The sequence below is a fragment of the Mesoflavibacter profundi genome, from assembly GCF_014764305.1.
Classification (GTDB): Bacteria; Bacteroidota; Bacteroidia; order Flavobacteriales; family Flavobacteriaceae; genus Mesoflavibacter; species Mesoflavibacter profundi.
The window spans coordinates 2,921,900-2,938,774 of sequence record NZ_CP061703.1 but is presented as its reverse complement, the minus strand read 5'-3'; the positions used below and the strand labels follow the sequence as shown (position 1 = coordinate 2,938,774).

Below are 16,875 nucleotides of genomic sequence, written 5' to 3'. Positions count from 1 at the left end.
TGAAGATAAATTATATAAAAAACATAAATCAAAAATTATAAATCGTAATCAATATGTCAGACGATAAAAAAGTAATTTTTTCAATGTCTGGTGTTACCAAAACGTTTCAAAGCGCTAATACACCAGTACTTAAAAATATATATTTAAGCTTCTTTTACGGAGCAAAAATTGGTATTCTTGGACTAAATGGTTCGGGTAAATCTACCTTATTAAAAATCATAGCTGGTGTAGATAAAAACTATCAAGGTGATGTTGTTTTTTCTCCAGGATATTCAGTTGGTTATTTAGAACAAGAACCACAATTAGATGAAGAAAAAACAGTACTAGAAGTTGTTAAAGAAGGTGCTGCAGAAACTGTTGCTATTCTTGATGAATACAACAAAATTAACGATATGTTTGGTTTAGAAGAAGTCTATAGCGATCCAGATAAAATGGAAAAGCTGATGAATCGTCAAGCCGAACTTCAAGATCAAATCGATGCTTCTAATGCTTGGGAATTAGACAATAAATTAGAAATTGCTATGGATGCACTACGTACTCCAGAAGGCGATAAAAAAATAGCTGTTTTATCCGGAGGAGAAAGACGTCGTGTGGCACTTTGTAGATTATTATTAAAAGAGCCTGATGTATTACTATTAGATGAGCCAACCAACCACTTGGATGCAGAATCTGTACATTGGTTAGAGCATCACTTAGCGCAATATAAAGGAACTGTAATTGCTGTAACGCACGACCGTTATTTCTTAGATAACATTGCTGGTTGGATTTTAGAATTAGATAGAGGTGAAGGTATTCCATGGAAAGGAAATTATTCATCTTGGTTAGATCAAAAATCTAAACGAATGGCTCAAGAAGGTAAAGCCGCTTCTAAGCGTCAAAAAACATTAGAACGAGAGTTAGAATGGGTTAGACAAGGTGCAAAAGGAAGACAAACCAAGCAAAAAGCACGTTTGAAGAATTACGACAAGTTAATGAGTCAAGATCAAAAACAATTAGACGAAAAACTTGAAATTTATATTCCAAATGGTCCACGTTTAGGAACCAATGTCATTGAAGCGATTGGTGTAAGTAAAGCTTACGGAGATAAGTTACTTTACGAAGACTTAAACTTTAATTTGCCCCAAGCAGGAATTGTTGGTGTTATTGGTCCTAACGGAGCTGGTAAAACAACAATTTTTAGAATGATTATGGGTGAAGAAACACCTGATAAAGGCGAATTTAAAGTTGGTGAAACTGCAAAGATCGCTTACGTAGACCAAAGTCATTCTAACATAGATCCAGAAAAAACAATTTGGCAAAACTTTAGTGACGAGCAGGAATTGGTCATGATGGGAGGAAGAGAAGTAAACTCTCGTGCGTACTTAAGTCGATTCAATTTTTCTGGTAGCGAGCAAAATAAAAAGGTAAAATTATTGTCTGGTGGAGAACGTAACAGACTTCATTTAGCAATGACTTTAAAAGAAGAAGGTAACGTATTACTATTGGATGAGCCAACAAACGACCTTGATGTAAATACACTTCGTGCATTAGAAGAAGGTTTAGAAAACTTTGCAGGTTGTGCTGTTGTTATATCTCACGATAGATGGTTTTTAGATCGTATTTGTACACATATCTTAGCTTTTGAAGGTGATAGCCAAGTATACTTCTTTGAAGGTGGATTTAGTGATTATGAAGAAAATAAGAAAAAACGTCTTGGTGGCGATTTAATGCCAAAACGAATCAAGTATAAAAAGCTTGTAAGATAATAACGGATTAAACTAAAAAATCCTCAAAAATAATTTTTGAGGATTTTTTTATTTTGCTAACAGCTAACAGCTAACAGCTAACAGCTAACAGCTAACAGCTAACAGCCAACAGTTAACTAATTTGGATACCATTCCAAAAGCTCAACATTAATATCAGGATTACCTTCGTTTACAATAGATTTAAATTTTTTTACATTACTTAAACCTTCAGTACCTCTAAAATGGTAAGGATAAACGGTTTTAGGATTAAAATCTAATACAGCACTTGCTGCACTTTCAATAGGCATTGTATAAGGTAAATTCATACATACAAAAGCTTTATCAATGTTTTTAAGATTTCTCATTTCTGGGATATCTTCGGTGTCACCAGAGATGTAAACACGTTCGTCTCCAAAGGTTAATACATAACCATTTCCTCTACCTTTTTTATGAAATTTTAATGCTTCTTCACGTAAATTATACATTGGTATAGCTTCAATATTTATGTCTTTAACAACTGCTGTTTGTCCGTTATTCATCACTTTAAACATTGGTTTAAAGTCTTCAGGAAATTTATCTACTACAGCTTGTGGCGCAACAATTAAAGTACCTTTAAGGTTTAATTCTTTTAAGGTCTCAATATTTAAATGGTCACCATGTATGTCTGTAATTAAAACAATTGTTGGTTGTTTAAAATCAGCAAATGCTGCTTTGCCGCCAGTAGGATCTACATAAATAGTTTCGTCACCATAATTCATTACCATGGTTGCATGTGTGATTGGCGTAAAATCTAAACTCGCTTTGGTTTCAGCTTTTTCAATAACTTCTGTGTTAGCCATTTCAGAAGTTGTTTCTTTTTTAGAATTGTCTTTACAACTGGTCAATAAAATAGACATTGAAAGAGCAATAAATAGTAGTTTTTTCATTTTTTATGGTTTTCTTTTAAAGATAAGTATCATTCAACAGAAAAAATAATTTGTAACATTTTTATAACAATTAATACTGATAATATGAGCATAAAATATTTCTTCAACTAATATTTTTTAACGAAATTGCTTACATAAAATTTGTCCAACCTTAAAACTAAGTATATATGTCTGATGATTTTGACTTATTAGAAACCAACTCTCAAGAAAAAAACGAAAAAGTAGACGTTAATTGGGGAAAAGCAATTGACACAATGAAGTCTAAACTAGCGCAAGAAGACGATCCTGAAAGTCGTCAAAAAATTCTTAACGCAACCTTAGATGATGTTGTACATATGGCAGAAAAAGACCGTACAACACTTTTAGATGCAATTAAAGATTTAACCGATTATCAAGATGAAGTTGGTATACTTTTCGAGCGATTTTCGTCTTTAAATGAAGATGAGCAAAAAGTAATCGACGATGCACAAAAAGCATTAGAACGTGCTAAAATCGAACTTGAAGACGCACAAAACAAACCAGATACATGGTGGAATAACCTTTGGGGAAGAAAAAGCAAAATCAAAAAAGCCGAAGATACTTTAAAAGAAGCCGAAAAAACACGTGCAGCTGCAGATAACAAAGCAAAAGCAATGTTCCAAGAGCGTATAGAAAGTGCAGATGTACAGACATTGTTAAGTGAGTTGTCTTATAAATCTCAAGCTGCAATTACACGATTAAAAAACCGTGAGGTTGAAATCAAAGAAGTAGAAGATAAGCTGCAAGATGCCATAGTAGAAGCGTCTAAAAATCATACTAAAGCGTTAGAGAAAAAAGCCGAAACTGAAGCTAAATTAGAAGAGCAATACGCATTATTAAAACAAGCGCGTCAAGCTTTAGAAGAAGTAGCAGATAAACAATCTACAGAATACTCAGAAGCGTTAGCTAAAGTCACAAAACTTGAGCAAAAAGTAGAAGAATTAGAAGGTCTTAAAAACGCTTACACAACTTTAGCTGCTTCAAAAGATAGCTTTGTACACAAGCATAATTTAACGATTAAAGTTTTAACGTCTTTACGTAGTAATTTACAGACACATCGTGCAAAATTAAAGTCAGATACAGACGAGCGTTTAAAGTATTACGATGGTTACGTAGTAGCACTTAAAGCACGTACAGACCAAGAGTTTGCGTCTATTTTAGAGCATTTAGGTGTAAAAACAGACGAGCATATTGGTGAGACCTTAGCAGCAATGCACACAGCAAGTGCTAGAGCACGTCAAGAGATGATGGACAACATACCAGTTCACGAAAAAGTAATGCAAGGTGTTTATAGTAGTTACGCAGAAGCGTTACAAGAAATCCGCGCAAAAGATGTAGATATTCAAAAGAATTTTGCCGAGCGTTACGGTATCGATATGAAAGAAATTTTTGAAGACTATTACAAAGCAGATGCTAACAAACCTACTGAAGATAATTCTAGTGGTGTTGGTAATGGTACTCCAAAACAAGACACCGAAGACGATTTATTAGGTTAAAATAAAAAGGGCGTTACCTACTTTTGCTTTTAATGGCAAAAGTAGGTCAGGCTTTCGGTAGTCGCAATCAAAGATGTGCTCCAACAATACCTCAATCCTTAACGCATCACTTAGCCAAGTAAAAGTAAAACGCAAAAGTTAGTCAATATTTACAGTGTAAAATGGATAACTTCATTCAATTTATCAAAGACAACGGATTATCAATAATCATAGTCATTGTTGGTATTTTCATAATAAAAACAACAAGTTCAGACATTGGATTAATCATTGGTAGTATTAATGTACTAGTCTTTGGCGGATTAATATTAAAGGCACTTATTCAATATTTAAAAAAATAAAAGCTAAAGCATAAAGCTAACAGCAAAAACATGTCAATAAACCATATTACAACACCATTAGATTCGGCTATTTTAGATAGTAAAGCACAATACGTGTTTTATCATAAAAAAGTAGATTTTGCTCTTAAAGAATTAATTGTTGCTGTACAGCAAAACAACTTGTGTACACAGCAAGAAATTGTGTTTTTTAAGCAATATGCAGATCTGTTGTTGTATTCTATCGAGGCTATGCGTATTAAATACATGTACGATGAGGAAGATAACATGAAAGTTGATGTAACGGATTCTGGGTTTCCTAATTATTTAGAGTTTAGATACCTATATAATGATTTATCATTACGTCATAATTACATTAATAAATTAAAAGATGTATCACAATTGCAGGAAGAGTTTTTAGACCAATTATTAAGGGTAAAAGAACCGGTTAGTCGTGATAAATTATTTCAAGCAGCGTCCATAGTTTATTATACTTCTGTAGAACAAAAATATATTTTCAACCGATTTGTTCAAGGTAAAATAATAAAAGCACCAGAAGGTAGTCAAGCAGAATATATGACCAGTTGGAGTTTTTATGATGTGTCCTTAAACAGACCATTTATTTGCTACATGTATTTTGATTACGATGGTAAAGATCCTTTAAAAGACAAAGAAGATATCTACGAAGTTTTAAGCAAAGTTGCAGATCGCCAAATGGATTTAGATACTATGGCTTATGGTATAGATAGACGCTTAAAACGTGTGTTGCCAAAACATATAAGACGGTTAGATGTTGGTGCATTTCATAATGTATTTGCAAAAGACGAAAACGAATTAACACATACCATTTTAGAAGCAATAACAAAAAAAGAAGTGCCTTTAGAAGCTTACGCGTTGTCTTTTAAAGTACATGAGGTTATGTCTGGAAGTACATTTCAAGAAGGCGGATTTTTTAACAAGCAAGTATTACAAAATTGGAGTCCAGTTATCAAACAAAAATACGTCTTTGCGCCTCATAGAATCATACAGCTATTATACAACAAAAACTCTGAAATAATGAATAAATTGGCTAAACCACCATTTCAAATTTCAGATTTAAAAATTGAAAAAATTAATTAAAAATGGAACACAATTCCACATTTCCTATAAAAAAATCAGAACTAGATGTCTTGCGCGATGAAGCTTCATCTTACTTAAAAAGTGTAAGTTGGGAGCAAGGCGCGCGTGCAAAAAACAGAGATAAAGATGCTAAAGACGAGTCTATTTTATTGTATCTGTCTCGTGCCAATAATGGTTCTTCAGTTTCTGTAACATCAGTTTCAAAAACCATTTTAGCGCTTAAAAAGCGTTTGTTGCCAGATAGTATTGCAATTCCAATTCATCTTAACCAGACGTTATATGCTGTTCAAGAAGGTATTACTTTAGGAACGTGGATAAAAGATAGCTATTACGATGCATCTGGTTTGTCAAGTTTAAACGAGCGTAAATCGGCATTAGATAGTAGCGGAAAACGCGAATACGAAAGCAAAATGCAAACCGCAACAGCGTTTATGCTATTTGCAACATCGTATTATATTCTGCATCAAATAAAACCATATGCGTCAGACGATTTAAGTGTGATGAAACAGAAGTTTGCAGGTATCCCTGAAGTGTCTTTACTATCGCCATTAAAAGGAATTTCGTGTACATTATTTTACTATGATAAATATTTAGCGCATCCAGATATAATCAAATCTGATAAAGATGTAGCCGATTTTACAGCGGTATTTTTTGAAGCTGTAATTGGCGAAATTAATTTAAGACGAAGCAGTTTAGAATACACCGAAACGATTGTAGATAGAACATACAAGTTAGAAAACAGTGATTTTGCTATTTCTGGTTGGGAAAACACGTTTCAAGGCACTGCAAAAAGTGTCGAGTTTAATAAAATTAAATTCGAGCAAATTGTAGGTAACAGAGATGCTAAACACTTTGCACGTCGTTTAACAGAAAGAATGTTAAGCTACGATTTTCAAGCACAGAAAAATCCGTTTCAAGAATTAGGCGGATTCATGCCAGTCTTTATGGGTTACGGTATTCCAGGAACAGGAAAAAGTATGCTTATTGCCGCAATAGCAACACGTTTAAAAGAACATTGTGATAATTTAGATATTCCGTTTTTGTTTCATCCAATGCCAGATACGTTAATAAGTACGTTTCAAGGTGGATCTGCTGAGAAAATGGTAGACTGGATGAAACCTTTACAAGATCCAACAAAATTAATTTTTGCACCAATTGATGATGCCGAAAATAACTTGCAAGAGCGTACAGCACAAGGTGTTTCGGCTGGTGTAAAAGAAGTTATTGGTGTCTTTTTACGTTATACAGAAGGTGCTTATGCGGTTAATTATGGGAACAGTTCTATAGGTTTGTTTACCAACTTACCAGAAATGTTGGATAAAGCCGTAATCTCTCGTGTGCAAGGACGTTTTAAAATTGATGGAGCACGTACAGAACACGACTTTTTAGATCAAGATCATTTATGGTGGCGTAAGTTTGAAAAGACAATGCCCGACTTTGTAAACATGCAAAATCCTGCAAATTATACTTATTTACAAGATCAAGGTTTGGCTAAAAATATGGGTGAAATTTTAAACGTATCTAACAAACCAACAGAACAACGTGTTTTAGAAGCTTATGATATTGCCGAAAAGCAACATAAAACAACAGATCATTTGTTTTATGCAACGTTGTATAAAGAAATTCAGAAGATATTTCCGTTTTTCTCTTCTAGAGATGTTAGAAATATACAAAGCGCAATCTCATTACGTTTAACAGATTTTGATTTAGAAGAAAGCTGGTTTGAAAATCCAGAGATTTATTTCAAAAAAGATTACGATACCAAGTTTGCGATGCTTCAAGAATTAATGAAAGCCAATATGAAAGGTTTAGATTTTTCAGAAATTAGACGACAAGAAGTCGTACGTTATTTAGATAACGTTGCTACTATTGCAGATACCGATTTTAAACGTCAAGTAGAAGGAAGAGTTAATCAGTTAAATATTGAAATGGAAGCAAGAAAACAGTTTGATAAATCGTAATAAATCATGGAAACAGCTAAGATTGAAACAACAGAGCAAAGTGTAACTAATTACAGTATCCAAGATTATATGTCTATTGGCTATTTGTTTTTATTAGTTTTAGGTGTAGCTAATCAAGCTATATTTTATGGATTGTTAGGTGTAAATATTTTTGAATATACATCGGTTTTAGATGTGTTATTAAGTCCGTTGGCTGTGATAAGTTCGCATTGGCTTATGCCTGTTATTTTAGCAGTATTAATACCATTAATGATTGGATATTTTAAACTTTTACAATGGTATTATGTAAAACTTTCAAGAAAAGAAAAGTATCAATCTGGAAAAAAGAAAGAAAAATTAGATAAGGTGCTTAAAAGCTTAAATAAAAAGTATGCAGTAATTCCTTTTATATTAATGATGCTAATTTGTATGTTTTTAGGATTTGGATTAGGTGGCGGATATAAAAGTAAAGAACGTTTAGAAACTCAAGATTATAAATACACACATCAAATCGTGTTTGAAGATGGAGAAGCTAAAGACGTAAAAATCTTAGGAAAAAACAGTTTATATGTTTTTTATGCTACGCAAGACAATAAAGATGTTCAAATTTCTCCTATTGAAGGCAATATTAAAGTAATAAAGAAATTACCTTCTAAAGACAAAAAGGAATAAATTGAAAACAAGCAAATAGTATAAAAAGTAAAAGAGTTTTAAAGTGAAATTATTATTTGTTTAACAAGGCGATTCAAACTTATAACTTTACAACTTTAAACTTTCAACTAATAATGAAATGCAAAAACTAAAACAAGCCAATTTATATAGAAGTGAATTAATTCCCGTTAGCGGAAAGTTAGTGGAGCGTTATAATAAATGCCTAGTTAAGCTTGGTTTTACGCCAACAAAATTAACTTCATTTTTTATTGATGGCGTTGGTTATAGTCCAGAAATAGCCGAAGAAAAAGGCTCGACTATGTATTTAAATAATGGAGAAGCTAATCCGCATGCCATCATTATTTCGCCTTTACAAAAAGGTAAACCTGTGTATTCTCCGTTTCACACGTTTGATAAAGAAATGATGCAGCAAGTCTTTAGAATACATGGTGATAAAATAAATGATATTACTCGCGATAGTGCCATTTGCCTAGATTTTGATCAAAATATAGATGCGTTTTATGAGCCATTAGATGTTTTAAAATATGATAAAGTAAGTATCAATTTTCATTTAATAGATAATTTAAATAAAGCTCAAAAAGAACAAGAACAACTTATTGAAATCTTTAAAAAAGACAATAATTTTATAGATGAAAGTATTCATCAGCAATTATTAGAATCGGCTAAAAAACATGGCGATTTACGTAACCGAGATTTAAGTTTGCACAGTCTTCAATATGAAACAGATTCGTTTTACACCAAAGCTTTTGGTGGCGTTTATGTGCTTAGAGATTTTATATCACCAATAGTAGTTTTTGAAAATTTAAAATGGTACAAAGAGGCTATAAAAGATACCATACATGATGTCATGATTTTTCATATTAATCAACCAGAATTAATAGAAAAATTACGAGATCATATTATTGTAGAATACGATTTAGAAGCTGCACTAAACACAGATCGATACCAACGTATTAAAAAAATGGAATTTGCTATGTCACTAAAAGATACGCAACATCCAATTAAGCAAATTCTTAATGATAATGTGTTATTTAAAAGCTATTTAAACAGACTTGATATTGATACTAGAAAAAAAATTATGGGTGTAGAATTATACCTTGAAAAACTTGAAATTAGCAATCAATATAAAATACACGATTTGGTAGATATAGGTGTTTTTAATGCTTTGCATACGCCACATTCGTCTTTACCTGTAACGCAACAAGACTTAATTTGGAAGTTATTAATTAACATAGCGCCAAAAGACGTTTTATTCTTGTTTTGGTATGATAAAGACGAATTTTATAAACAATATGCCACTTGGGATGAATCATTTAAAGATTGGGTGATTGAGACAATTAGTAACAATATTTAAAAATTATAGACTAATTTAGTATAAACTTGTTATTCCGCACTTGATGCGGAATCTAAACCTTCAACCTTAACAACATGACACTAGAACTCATCATATTCGTAGCTTCAATTTTATTCGGAATTTTATTGTATTGGAGAGAATCCAAAAGCAATAAAGTCTATCGATTTTTTAATAAACTAATGTATTCTAAAGATTTACAGATGAAATCAGATAGCAAAAAAGGCTTCATTTATCAGCAAAACTTTCTGTTAAGATTGGTCTACATTACCTTAATATTTTTGGTTTCAATAGTCGTTGTTCAATTTGTTTTACCAATTTCAGCATCTTTAGTACAATGGTTTGTGTCTGCAATTGTAGGTACATTAATTGGTACGTATTTAGCTAATTTTATACTTAAATCTAGTGACGTAATTGGTGAAAAAAGCGAATCTTTTGAAGATGTTTTAAACGAAAGTATAAACAAAGGAAAAAAGTTTATAGACGATTTAAAAACCAAAGACACAAAAGTTGTTGAAGAAGCAAAAGAAGAAATAAAAGAAACACCTAAAAAAGAAGAAAAAAGCGCACGCGAACGCTTAAAAGATAAAGGGTTAATGTAATTAAAACTGACTTTTTTTTACAAAAGAATTATTTAAACATGATAAAAAATTATTGGAATAAAGGCGGAAAACAAAAAGCAATAGTCACTATTGTAGCACTAATAATAGTTGGAATTCTGTTTTTTTTAAGAGACGATTATCAACCGGCTTTACTGTTTTTTAGAAAGTATATTTTCATCATATTACTTAGTGGTGTTGTTTTATTTTTCGGACTTAGAAAATTCCGAAAATCTGCTTCAACAGGAACACGACTTGGTATTTTAGGAATTTTAGTAGCCTTTTTCGGTCTGCTTTACGTGTTAGGTTGGCACTTACAACTTTACGATTATATGAAAACGTATAACGTTTTTAATAATTTAAATAGAGTTGAAATCAATGAGTTACCGCTAACACAAAACGAACGTATACAACCATTACGTAATATTTTTTCTATGGCTAATGAAAGTGTTGGCGAAACCAAAGACGTTTCGTTACCACATTTAGTTAGAGTTGATGGAGAAAATAAATGGACTATGGCAATTCAACCAACCGAAAAATACGTTTGGCAAGGTATAAGTGATAACACAGAAGAAGTGTTTGCAGTACCAAGCACATCGCCTTTTCCTCGTTTTTCAAATGAAAACCGAATTCCTGTCACCTTTTCCATAGGAGAATCTTTAAAATTTAGCCGAAACACATACAATGCTGTAGTACAACGTTTTAATCCTTGGATGTTATTTAATTACGAACCAAGTGATACGTATTACATGAAAGATGATAGCGGACATTGGGTAGAAGTAGTTAGTTTAATTAAATGGAAAGGATTTTTCTTCCCGTATCCAACTTTTGGTGGCGTTATGATTATTGAAAACGGAGAACATGATTTTAACGATTATTTAGAGCGTGTATTTATAGGAAAAGGAACATTTGTAGCTCCAGATCAAATGAAAAACTATCCATTTTTAACACGTCAAAATACGCTTGCCGAAAGAGTATCGCGTTTACAAGCAGAATCTTTAAAATTTCTTGGTGGATTTAGTGATCCATTACCATGGAATATGGAAACAGCTGTAAAAATTCCTGTTTTACCAGACGATCAAAACCAACAACCATTTGTAACCGATTTTGATTTTTCTGAAAGTAATAAAGACGCGTATAGTGGATTATACCATTGGTTTGGTTTAGAACCAGTAGGCGATGAGCGTACCAGTTTAACGTACAGTGTTTTTGTGCCTGCAGATGGAACAGAAAAACTATTTTACTACGATCATGCTAGTAAAAAACAAGGTTATGCAGGTGTTTCTGCAATGCCTTTAAAAGTAATAGAATCAAGAAAAGAATACGATTGGTCTGTAAATAAACCTGTAGAATTTAGACCGTATATAAAAGAAATAGCTGGTAGAAAACGCATGTTCTTTTTAGGTACTATTTCTTCAATTAAAAAAGATAATGCACAGTTTGATGGTTCTGCAACACCAGATTTAGCTTTAATTGATAGCGAATATCGTGATGTAGTTTGGATTGATGCAAAACATCCAAGTCAATGGGATAAAACAGTTTATAATCAGTTAAACGAAGCTTGGCGTGCTAGCGAAGGTATTGGCAATTATTTTCAAGAGGATAATACAATGTTAGACGCTTTAAGTGATATAGAGGATAAAGTTGTTTCCATAGATTCTACATTAACTAATCCTTCAAACAAAGACTTGACTGTAGAAGAACTTAAAGCACAGATAGATTCTATTAAAAAAGCTAGACAACAAAGTGAAGTAGAACGTTTACAACGCGAACTTGACTCTTTAAAAGCTTTAGAAAACTAACTAAACTGTTTAAAAATATCGTTAACAACGGTCTCTATTTTTAGATTTCGTTGTTGACGATCTAATAGTTTAGATGGTACCATTCGCTCTTTACAATCTTTAATCGCACAACGCTCGCAAGTAACACCAACATTAAAGGTTTCAATTTTTTTGTCTTCTAAAAAGTTAAGCTTTCTTTTTAATTGTTGGTTTATTAATAATCCTATACTAACGCTTCTATATTGATCGGTTTTAAACGGATCTTTGGTTGCAGAAGACAATACTAAATACGATTGGTTACTATCTGGATAATTAGAGATTTGTAAATTAAACACATGTTTGTCGTTTGTATCTACAATGTCTTTTAACACCTTTAAAGACATCCAACGTCTGCAATAATGTTCGTTAGTTTCGTTAGCATGAGGCGAATGTTGATGTGATAAATGCAGCTCTTTGGTTAAGTAAAAGTTTGGACTATTTTTTTTATGTATAAAACGTAAGAAAAATAAATTCTGAATATTAAAATCTTTAGGTAAAATATTGGTTAAACGCTGATAAAAAGATTCTGGCGAAGCGTTAAACGATTGTGCAATTTGCACAAATTGCTTTTCGTCAAAGGTTTTTTTCTTAAATAGTTTTTCTACTTGATTGGTAAGTAATTCTTGTGGTAAAATTAACGAACCAGCAAAATAAGATGCGTAAAAGTTATTTAATACTTGATCAAAATTCTCGAATTTAATCCAGGAAAACGTATATAATCGCTCTTTATAATTCAAATAATTATATGCAATTTCTTTAGCATAAATAAAGGTACGTTGCGCTTCATCTATATGATTAGCCACTAACAACGTTTTTGTTTTAGGAATAAAAATAGATCTTAAATTATCTAATTCTTTATAATTTTCTAATTCTTTATTATTAATGGTATAGCCATATTCTTCAACTAAAATTTCTTCTAATTCTAAAGACGAAATATTAGCTTTTAAATCCAATTGATACGCTTCTGCAAACTTAATTACGCTTTGCTCTAAATCTTCAAAATAATTGTTGTTTGCTTCTTGAAAAGATCTTACAGACGCCAAATAAAAACTTTCTTTACTAAAGCTGTAATGCTGCGCTATTTCTATAATTGTACTTATAAAAGCATTAACTTTTGCTGGTGCATTGGCAATAATTTCTATTAAGTTACTTTCTTTTATTCCAAATAAATCTAACGGAATTTCCTTTAAAATCTTCGACTTTAAGATATCACCAATTGGTGCCAAATTTTTATCCAATTTTAAGGATACAAATTGATCGTAAGGCACATCTAATTTTTCAGATAATATTGCAATTTTATCAGGTTTAGGATATTTTTTTCCTTTTTCAATTTCGTTTAAATACGATTTTGATAACCCAGATAATTTAGATAATCCAAATAGGGATAAATTCCTGTCAGTTCTTATCTGCTTTAGCTTTAAGCCAAAAATTAACTTAATATAATCTTCTTCCATAATAGCAAATATAATTAATTTTGCGAATATTATTTTTTAGCGAATAAATAAAAACAGCGAACGTTCGCTTGTTTTTTTCAAAAGTTTGTTTTAATATTGCTTTATAAATACAAAACGTCATGGAATACAGCACATTAAAATTACCAACAGTACAATTTTCTAAAGCGGTAAAACAGTATTACCCAGAAATTTTAACCGATGAAGCTTTAGAGTTTCTTTCTGCTTTACACGAAAAGTTTAATTCTAATAGATTACAATTATTATCAAGACGTGTAGAACAACAAAAGGTGTTTGATCAAGGTAAATTTCCAGAATTTCCTAGAGAAACTAAAGCCATAAGAGAAGGTGATTGGACAGCAAATGCAATTCCGGAAGATTTACAAGATAGACGCGTAGAAATCACTGGTCCAGTAGATAGAAAGATGATTATTAATGCATTAAACTCTGGTGCAAAAACCTTTATGGCAGATCTAGAAGATAGTAATGCGCCAAGTTGGAAAAACTCAATCGAAGGTCAACAAAACTTATTAGATGCAAATAATAAGTCTATTATTTTACACGATAGCAAACGCGATAAAACCTATAAATTAAACGATCAAACAGCAGTATTATTAGTGCGTCCAAGAGGATTGCATTTAAACGAAAGACATCTTTTATTTAATGATCAAGAAGCGTCTGGAAGTTTATTAGATTTTGGTTTATATGTGTTCCATAACGCAAAAACTATGTTAGAAAACGGAACAGCGCCATACTTTTATCTACCAAAATTAGAACATTATTTAGAAGCGCGTTGGTGGAATGAGGTTTTTACCTTTGCCGAAAACTATTTAAATGTTCCAGTTGGCACATTTAAAGCAACGGTTTTAATCGAAACTATTACGGCTAGTTTTCAGTTAGATGAAATTATTTACGAGTTAAAAGATCATATTGTCGGACTTAATTGCGGACGTTGGGATTACATTTTTTCATACATCAAAAAGTTTAGAAATCATCCAAATTTTGTTGTTCCAAATCGCGATCAAGTAACAATGACGTCGCCATTTATGGACGCTTATTCAAAATTAGTAATCCAAAGATGTCATAAAAGAGGCATTTTAGCAATTGGCGGAATGGCGGCGCAAATTCCTATAAAAAATAACGAATCAGCTAATAAAACAGCGTTAGAAAAAGTAAGAAAAGACAAAGAACGCGAAGTAAAAAATGGTCACGATGGGACTTGGGTAGCACATCCAGCATTGGTAGAAGTAGCAATGAATGAATTTGATAAATACATGAAAACGCCAAATCAACTTCATGTTACAAGAGATGATATTACTATAACAGAAGAAGATTTAGTAGAAATCCCAAAAGGAACTGTAACCGAAGCAGGAATAAGAAAAAATATTAACGTTGGTATTCTTTATATCGAAGCTTGGCTACGTGGTTTTGGTGCAGTTGCGCTATATAATTTAATGGAAGATGCAGCTACAGCAGAAATCTCTAGAACTCAAGTTTGGCAATGGTTAAAAAATGAAGTAACTCTTGAAGATGGACGTGTATTTAACAACCAATTATTTACTGATATTTTTGATGATGAAGTTGAAAAATTGATCACAGAAATAGGAGACGATGCTATTAAAAATACAAAATTTGAATTAGCGATATCGTTATTTAAATCTTTGGTAACTGCTACCGAATTTGAAGAGTTTTTAACATTACCAGCTTATAAATACTTATAAAAAAATGATCCTGCGATTGCGGCAACAATCAACAGGATCCAATTATTAATAATAAATAACTATTACAAAATTATGAAAAATTTATTTGATACTAATTACAATTCTGCTTTACAAACAATACAAGATTTAAAAGCAAAATTTGGTACAACTTGGGAAGCAATTTCGGCACAAAATGGCGCAAGAATGAGATTTCAAAATCAGTTTAAAACAGGTTTAGATATTGCAAAATATACTGCAGCTATTATGCGAAAAGATATGGCAGAATATGATGCAGATGCTTCAAATTACACACAGTCTTTAGGTTGTTGGCATGGTTTTGTGGCACAGCAAAAAATGATTGCTGTAAAAAAACATCATAATACGACAAATAAAAGATACTTATACTTATCGGGTTGGATGGTAGCTGCATTACGTTCAGAATTTGGACCATTACCAGATCAATCTATGCACGAAAAAACAGCAGTTCCTGCTTTAATTGCAGAGATTTATGATTTTTTACGTCAAGCAGATGCAATAGAATTAAACGATTTATTTAGACGTTTAGAATTAGGCGAAGATGTACAAGATCAAATAGATAATTTTCAAACGCATATCGTACCAATTATAGCAGATATAGATGCTGGTTTTGGTAATGAAGAAGCAACATATTTATTAGCAAAAAAAATGATTCAAGCTGGTGCATGTGCGATACAGATTGAAAACCAAGTGTCTGATGCCAAACAATGCGGTCATCAAGATGGAAAAGTAACTGTACCACATGAAGATTTTATTGCAAAATTAAATGCGGTTAGATATGCATTTTTAGAGCTTGGAGTTGATGATGGGATTATTGTAGCCAGAACAGATTCTGAAGGTGCAGGATTAACACAAAAGCTTCCGGTAAGTAAAACAAAAGGCGATTTGGCATCTAAATATTTAGAGTTTGTAGATGCAAATCCAGTTAATATTGAAGACGTAACCGAAAATGAAGTATTGTTAAAACGAAACGGACAATTAGTAAAACCTGTACGATTAGCCAACGGATTGTATAAATTTAAAGAAGGCTCTAATATAGATAGAGTAGTGCTAGATTGTATAACAAGCTTACAAAATGGCGCAGATCTTTTATGGATAGAAACGCCAACACCAAACGTAAAGCAAATAGCACATATGGTAAATCGTGTTAAAGATGTTGTGCCTAATGCTAAATTAGTTTACAATAATTCACCATCGTTTAATTGGACGTTAAACTTTAGAAATCAAGTCTATGAAGAGATGTTAGCCGAAGGCGAAAACATGACTGCTTATGACCGTAATAATTTAATGGATGCAGAATATGATAATACCGAATTATCGTTTAGAGCAGATCAAAAAATTAAAACGTTTCAGATAGATGCAGCTCGAGAAGCAGGCGTTTTTCATCACTTAATAACATTACCTACGTATCATACTACAGCGTTACACATGAACGATTTAACTAAAGGGTATTTTGGTAAAGATGGTATGTTAGCTTACGTTAAAGATGTGCAAAGACAAGAAATACGTAAAGGTGTAGCTTGTGTAAAACACCAACGTATGGCTGGATCTGATTTAGGAGACGACCATAAAACATTTTTTGCAGGAGATAATGCTTTAAAAGCTGGTGGCGCAAAAAATACTTCAAATCAATTTGAAACTAAAAAACAGGTTAAAAAAGAGGAAAATACTATAAGCGTTGTTGCTTAATTAATTTGTTAGTTTTAATT

General features: G+C 32.0%; 13 protein-coding genes. 11 read left to right on the top strand and 2 right to left on the bottom strand.

The window, feature by feature from the left end; genetic code table 11:
* Positions 1–53: 53 nt before the first annotated feature.
* Positions 54–1,745 (top strand): energy-dependent translational throttle protein EttA, encoded by a 1,692-nt coding sequence (ettA, locus tag IFB02_RS13185; protein ID WP_106688835.1) that lies wholly within the window; start codon positions 54–56, stop codon positions 1,743–1,745.
* A gap of 116 nt (positions 1,746–1,861) precedes the next feature.
* Here ettA and IFB02_RS13180 read toward each other — a convergent pair whose 3' ends face one another.
* Complete coding sequence (locus tag IFB02_RS13180) at positions 1,862–2,650, bottom strand: MBL fold metallo-hydrolase (RefSeq protein ID WP_106688834.1); 789 nt, start codon at positions 2,648–2,650, stop codon at positions 1,862–1,864.
* Between the two features lie 167 nt (positions 2,651–2,817).
* On the opposite strand from IFB02_RS13180, the gene IFB02_RS13175 reads away from it, so the two are divergent.
* The 8 genes from IFB02_RS13175 to IFB02_RS13140 all read left to right on the top strand — a co-directional run bounded on the left by IFB02_RS13175 (position 2,818) and on the right by IFB02_RS13140 (position 11,961).
* Positions 2,818–4,164 carry a coiled-coil domain-containing protein gene (locus IFB02_RS13175; protein WP_106688833.1) on the top strand — a complete coding sequence of 449 codons (1,347 nt, stop codon included), beginning with the start codon at positions 2,818–2,820 and terminating at the stop codon, positions 4,162–4,164.
* Between the two features lie 161 nt (positions 4,165–4,325).
* The gene (locus tag IFB02_RS13170) at positions 4,326–4,502 is read left to right on the top strand and encodes a hypothetical protein (protein WP_158256271.1); all 177 of its coding nucleotides are present in this window, start codon (positions 4,326–4,328) and stop codon (positions 4,500–4,502) included.
* 30 nt (positions 4,503–4,532) lie between these two features.
* Positions 4,533–5,597, top strand: coding sequence for a hypothetical protein (locus IFB02_RS13165; protein ID WP_106688832.1), 1,065 nt, complete (start codon positions 4,533–4,535; stop codon positions 5,595–5,597).
* A 2-nt stretch (positions 5,598–5,599) separates the two neighbouring features.
* Complete coding sequence (locus IFB02_RS13160; RefSeq protein ID WP_106688831.1) at positions 5,600–7,558, top strand: AAA family ATPase; 1,959 nt, start codon at positions 5,600–5,602, stop codon at positions 7,556–7,558.
* Between the two features lie 6 nt (positions 7,559–7,564).
* Positions 7,565–8,209 carry a hypothetical protein gene (locus IFB02_RS13155; RefSeq protein ID WP_106688830.1) on the top strand — a complete coding sequence of 215 codons (645 nt, stop codon included), beginning with the start codon at positions 7,565–7,567 and terminating at the stop codon, positions 8,207–8,209.
* 118 nt (positions 8,210–8,327) lie between these two features.
* Positions 8,328–9,563 (top strand): DUF6638 family protein, encoded by a 1,236-nt coding sequence (locus tag IFB02_RS13150; protein WP_106688829.1) that lies wholly within the window; start codon positions 8,328–8,330, stop codon positions 9,561–9,563.
* A 74-nt stretch (positions 9,564–9,637) separates the two neighbouring features.
* Positions 9,638–10,162 carry a hypothetical protein gene (locus IFB02_RS13145; RefSeq protein ID WP_106688828.1) on the top strand — a complete coding sequence of 175 codons (525 nt, stop codon included), beginning with the start codon at positions 9,638–9,640 and terminating at the stop codon, positions 10,160–10,162.
* 38 nt (positions 10,163–10,200) lie between these two features.
* Positions 10,201–11,961, top strand: a complete 1,761-nt coding sequence (locus IFB02_RS13140) for a hypothetical protein (protein ID WP_106688827.1) — start codon at positions 10,201–10,203, stop codon at positions 11,959–11,961.
* On the opposite strand, the gene IFB02_RS13135 is transcribed toward IFB02_RS13140, so the two are convergent.
* The gene (locus IFB02_RS13135; protein WP_106688826.1) at positions 11,958–13,433 is read right to left on the bottom strand and encodes a helix-turn-helix domain-containing protein; all 1,476 of its coding nucleotides are present in this window, start codon (positions 13,431–13,433) and stop codon (positions 11,958–11,960) included. The genes IFB02_RS13140 and IFB02_RS13135 overlap by 4 nt on opposite strands.
* A 119-nt stretch (positions 13,434–13,552) precedes the next feature.
* Between IFB02_RS13135 and aceB the strand changes: the two genes are divergently transcribed.
* Positions 13,553–15,151 carry a malate synthase A gene (gene aceB / locus IFB02_RS13130; protein ID WP_106688825.1) on the top strand — a complete coding sequence of 533 codons (1,599 nt, stop codon included), beginning with the start codon at positions 13,553–13,555 and terminating at the stop codon, positions 15,149–15,151.
* A 72-nt stretch (positions 15,152–15,223) separates the two neighbouring features.
* Complete coding sequence (locus IFB02_RS13125) at positions 15,224–16,855, top strand: isocitrate lyase (RefSeq protein ID WP_106688824.1); 1,632 nt, start codon at positions 15,224–15,226, stop codon at positions 16,853–16,855.
* Positions 16,856–16,875 lie beyond the last annotated feature (20 nt).

Coding starts and splice junctions, on each gene's coding strand:
- ettA (WP_106688835.1), top strand. CDS start 54: ATGTCAGACGATAAAAAAGTAATTTTTTCAATGTCTGGTGTTACCAAA.
- IFB02_RS13180 (WP_106688834.1), bottom strand. CDS start 2,650: ATGAAAAAACTACTATTTATTGCTCTTTCAATGTCTATTTTATTGACC.
- IFB02_RS13175 (WP_106688833.1), top strand. CDS start 2,818: ATGTCTGATGATTTTGACTTATTAGAAACCAACTCTCAAGAAAAAAAC.
- IFB02_RS13170 (WP_158256271.1), top strand. CDS start 4,326: ATGGATAACTTCATTCAATTTATCAAAGACAACGGATTATCAATAATC.
- IFB02_RS13165 (WP_106688832.1), top strand. CDS start 4,533: ATGTCAATAAACCATATTACAACACCATTAGATTCGGCTATTTTAGAT.
- IFB02_RS13160 (WP_106688831.1), top strand. CDS start 5,600: ATGGAACACAATTCCACATTTCCTATAAAAAAATCAGAACTAGATGTC.
- IFB02_RS13155 (WP_106688830.1), top strand. CDS start 7,565: ATGGAAACAGCTAAGATTGAAACAACAGAGCAAAGTGTAACTAATTAC.
- IFB02_RS13150 (WP_106688829.1), top strand. CDS start 8,328: ATGCAAAAACTAAAACAAGCCAATTTATATAGAAGTGAATTAATTCCC.
- IFB02_RS13145 (WP_106688828.1), top strand. CDS start 9,638: ATGACACTAGAACTCATCATATTCGTAGCTTCAATTTTATTCGGAATT.
- IFB02_RS13140 (WP_106688827.1), top strand. CDS start 10,201: ATGATAAAAAATTATTGGAATAAAGGCGGAAAACAAAAAGCAATAGTC.
- IFB02_RS13135 (WP_106688826.1), bottom strand. CDS start 13,433: ATGGAAGAAGATTATATTAAGTTAATTTTTGGCTTAAAGCTAAAGCAG.
- aceB (WP_106688825.1), top strand. CDS start 13,553: ATGGAATACAGCACATTAAAATTACCAACAGTACAATTTTCTAAAGCG.
- IFB02_RS13125 (WP_106688824.1), top strand. CDS start 15,224: ATGAAAAATTTATTTGATACTAATTACAATTCTGCTTTACAAACAATA.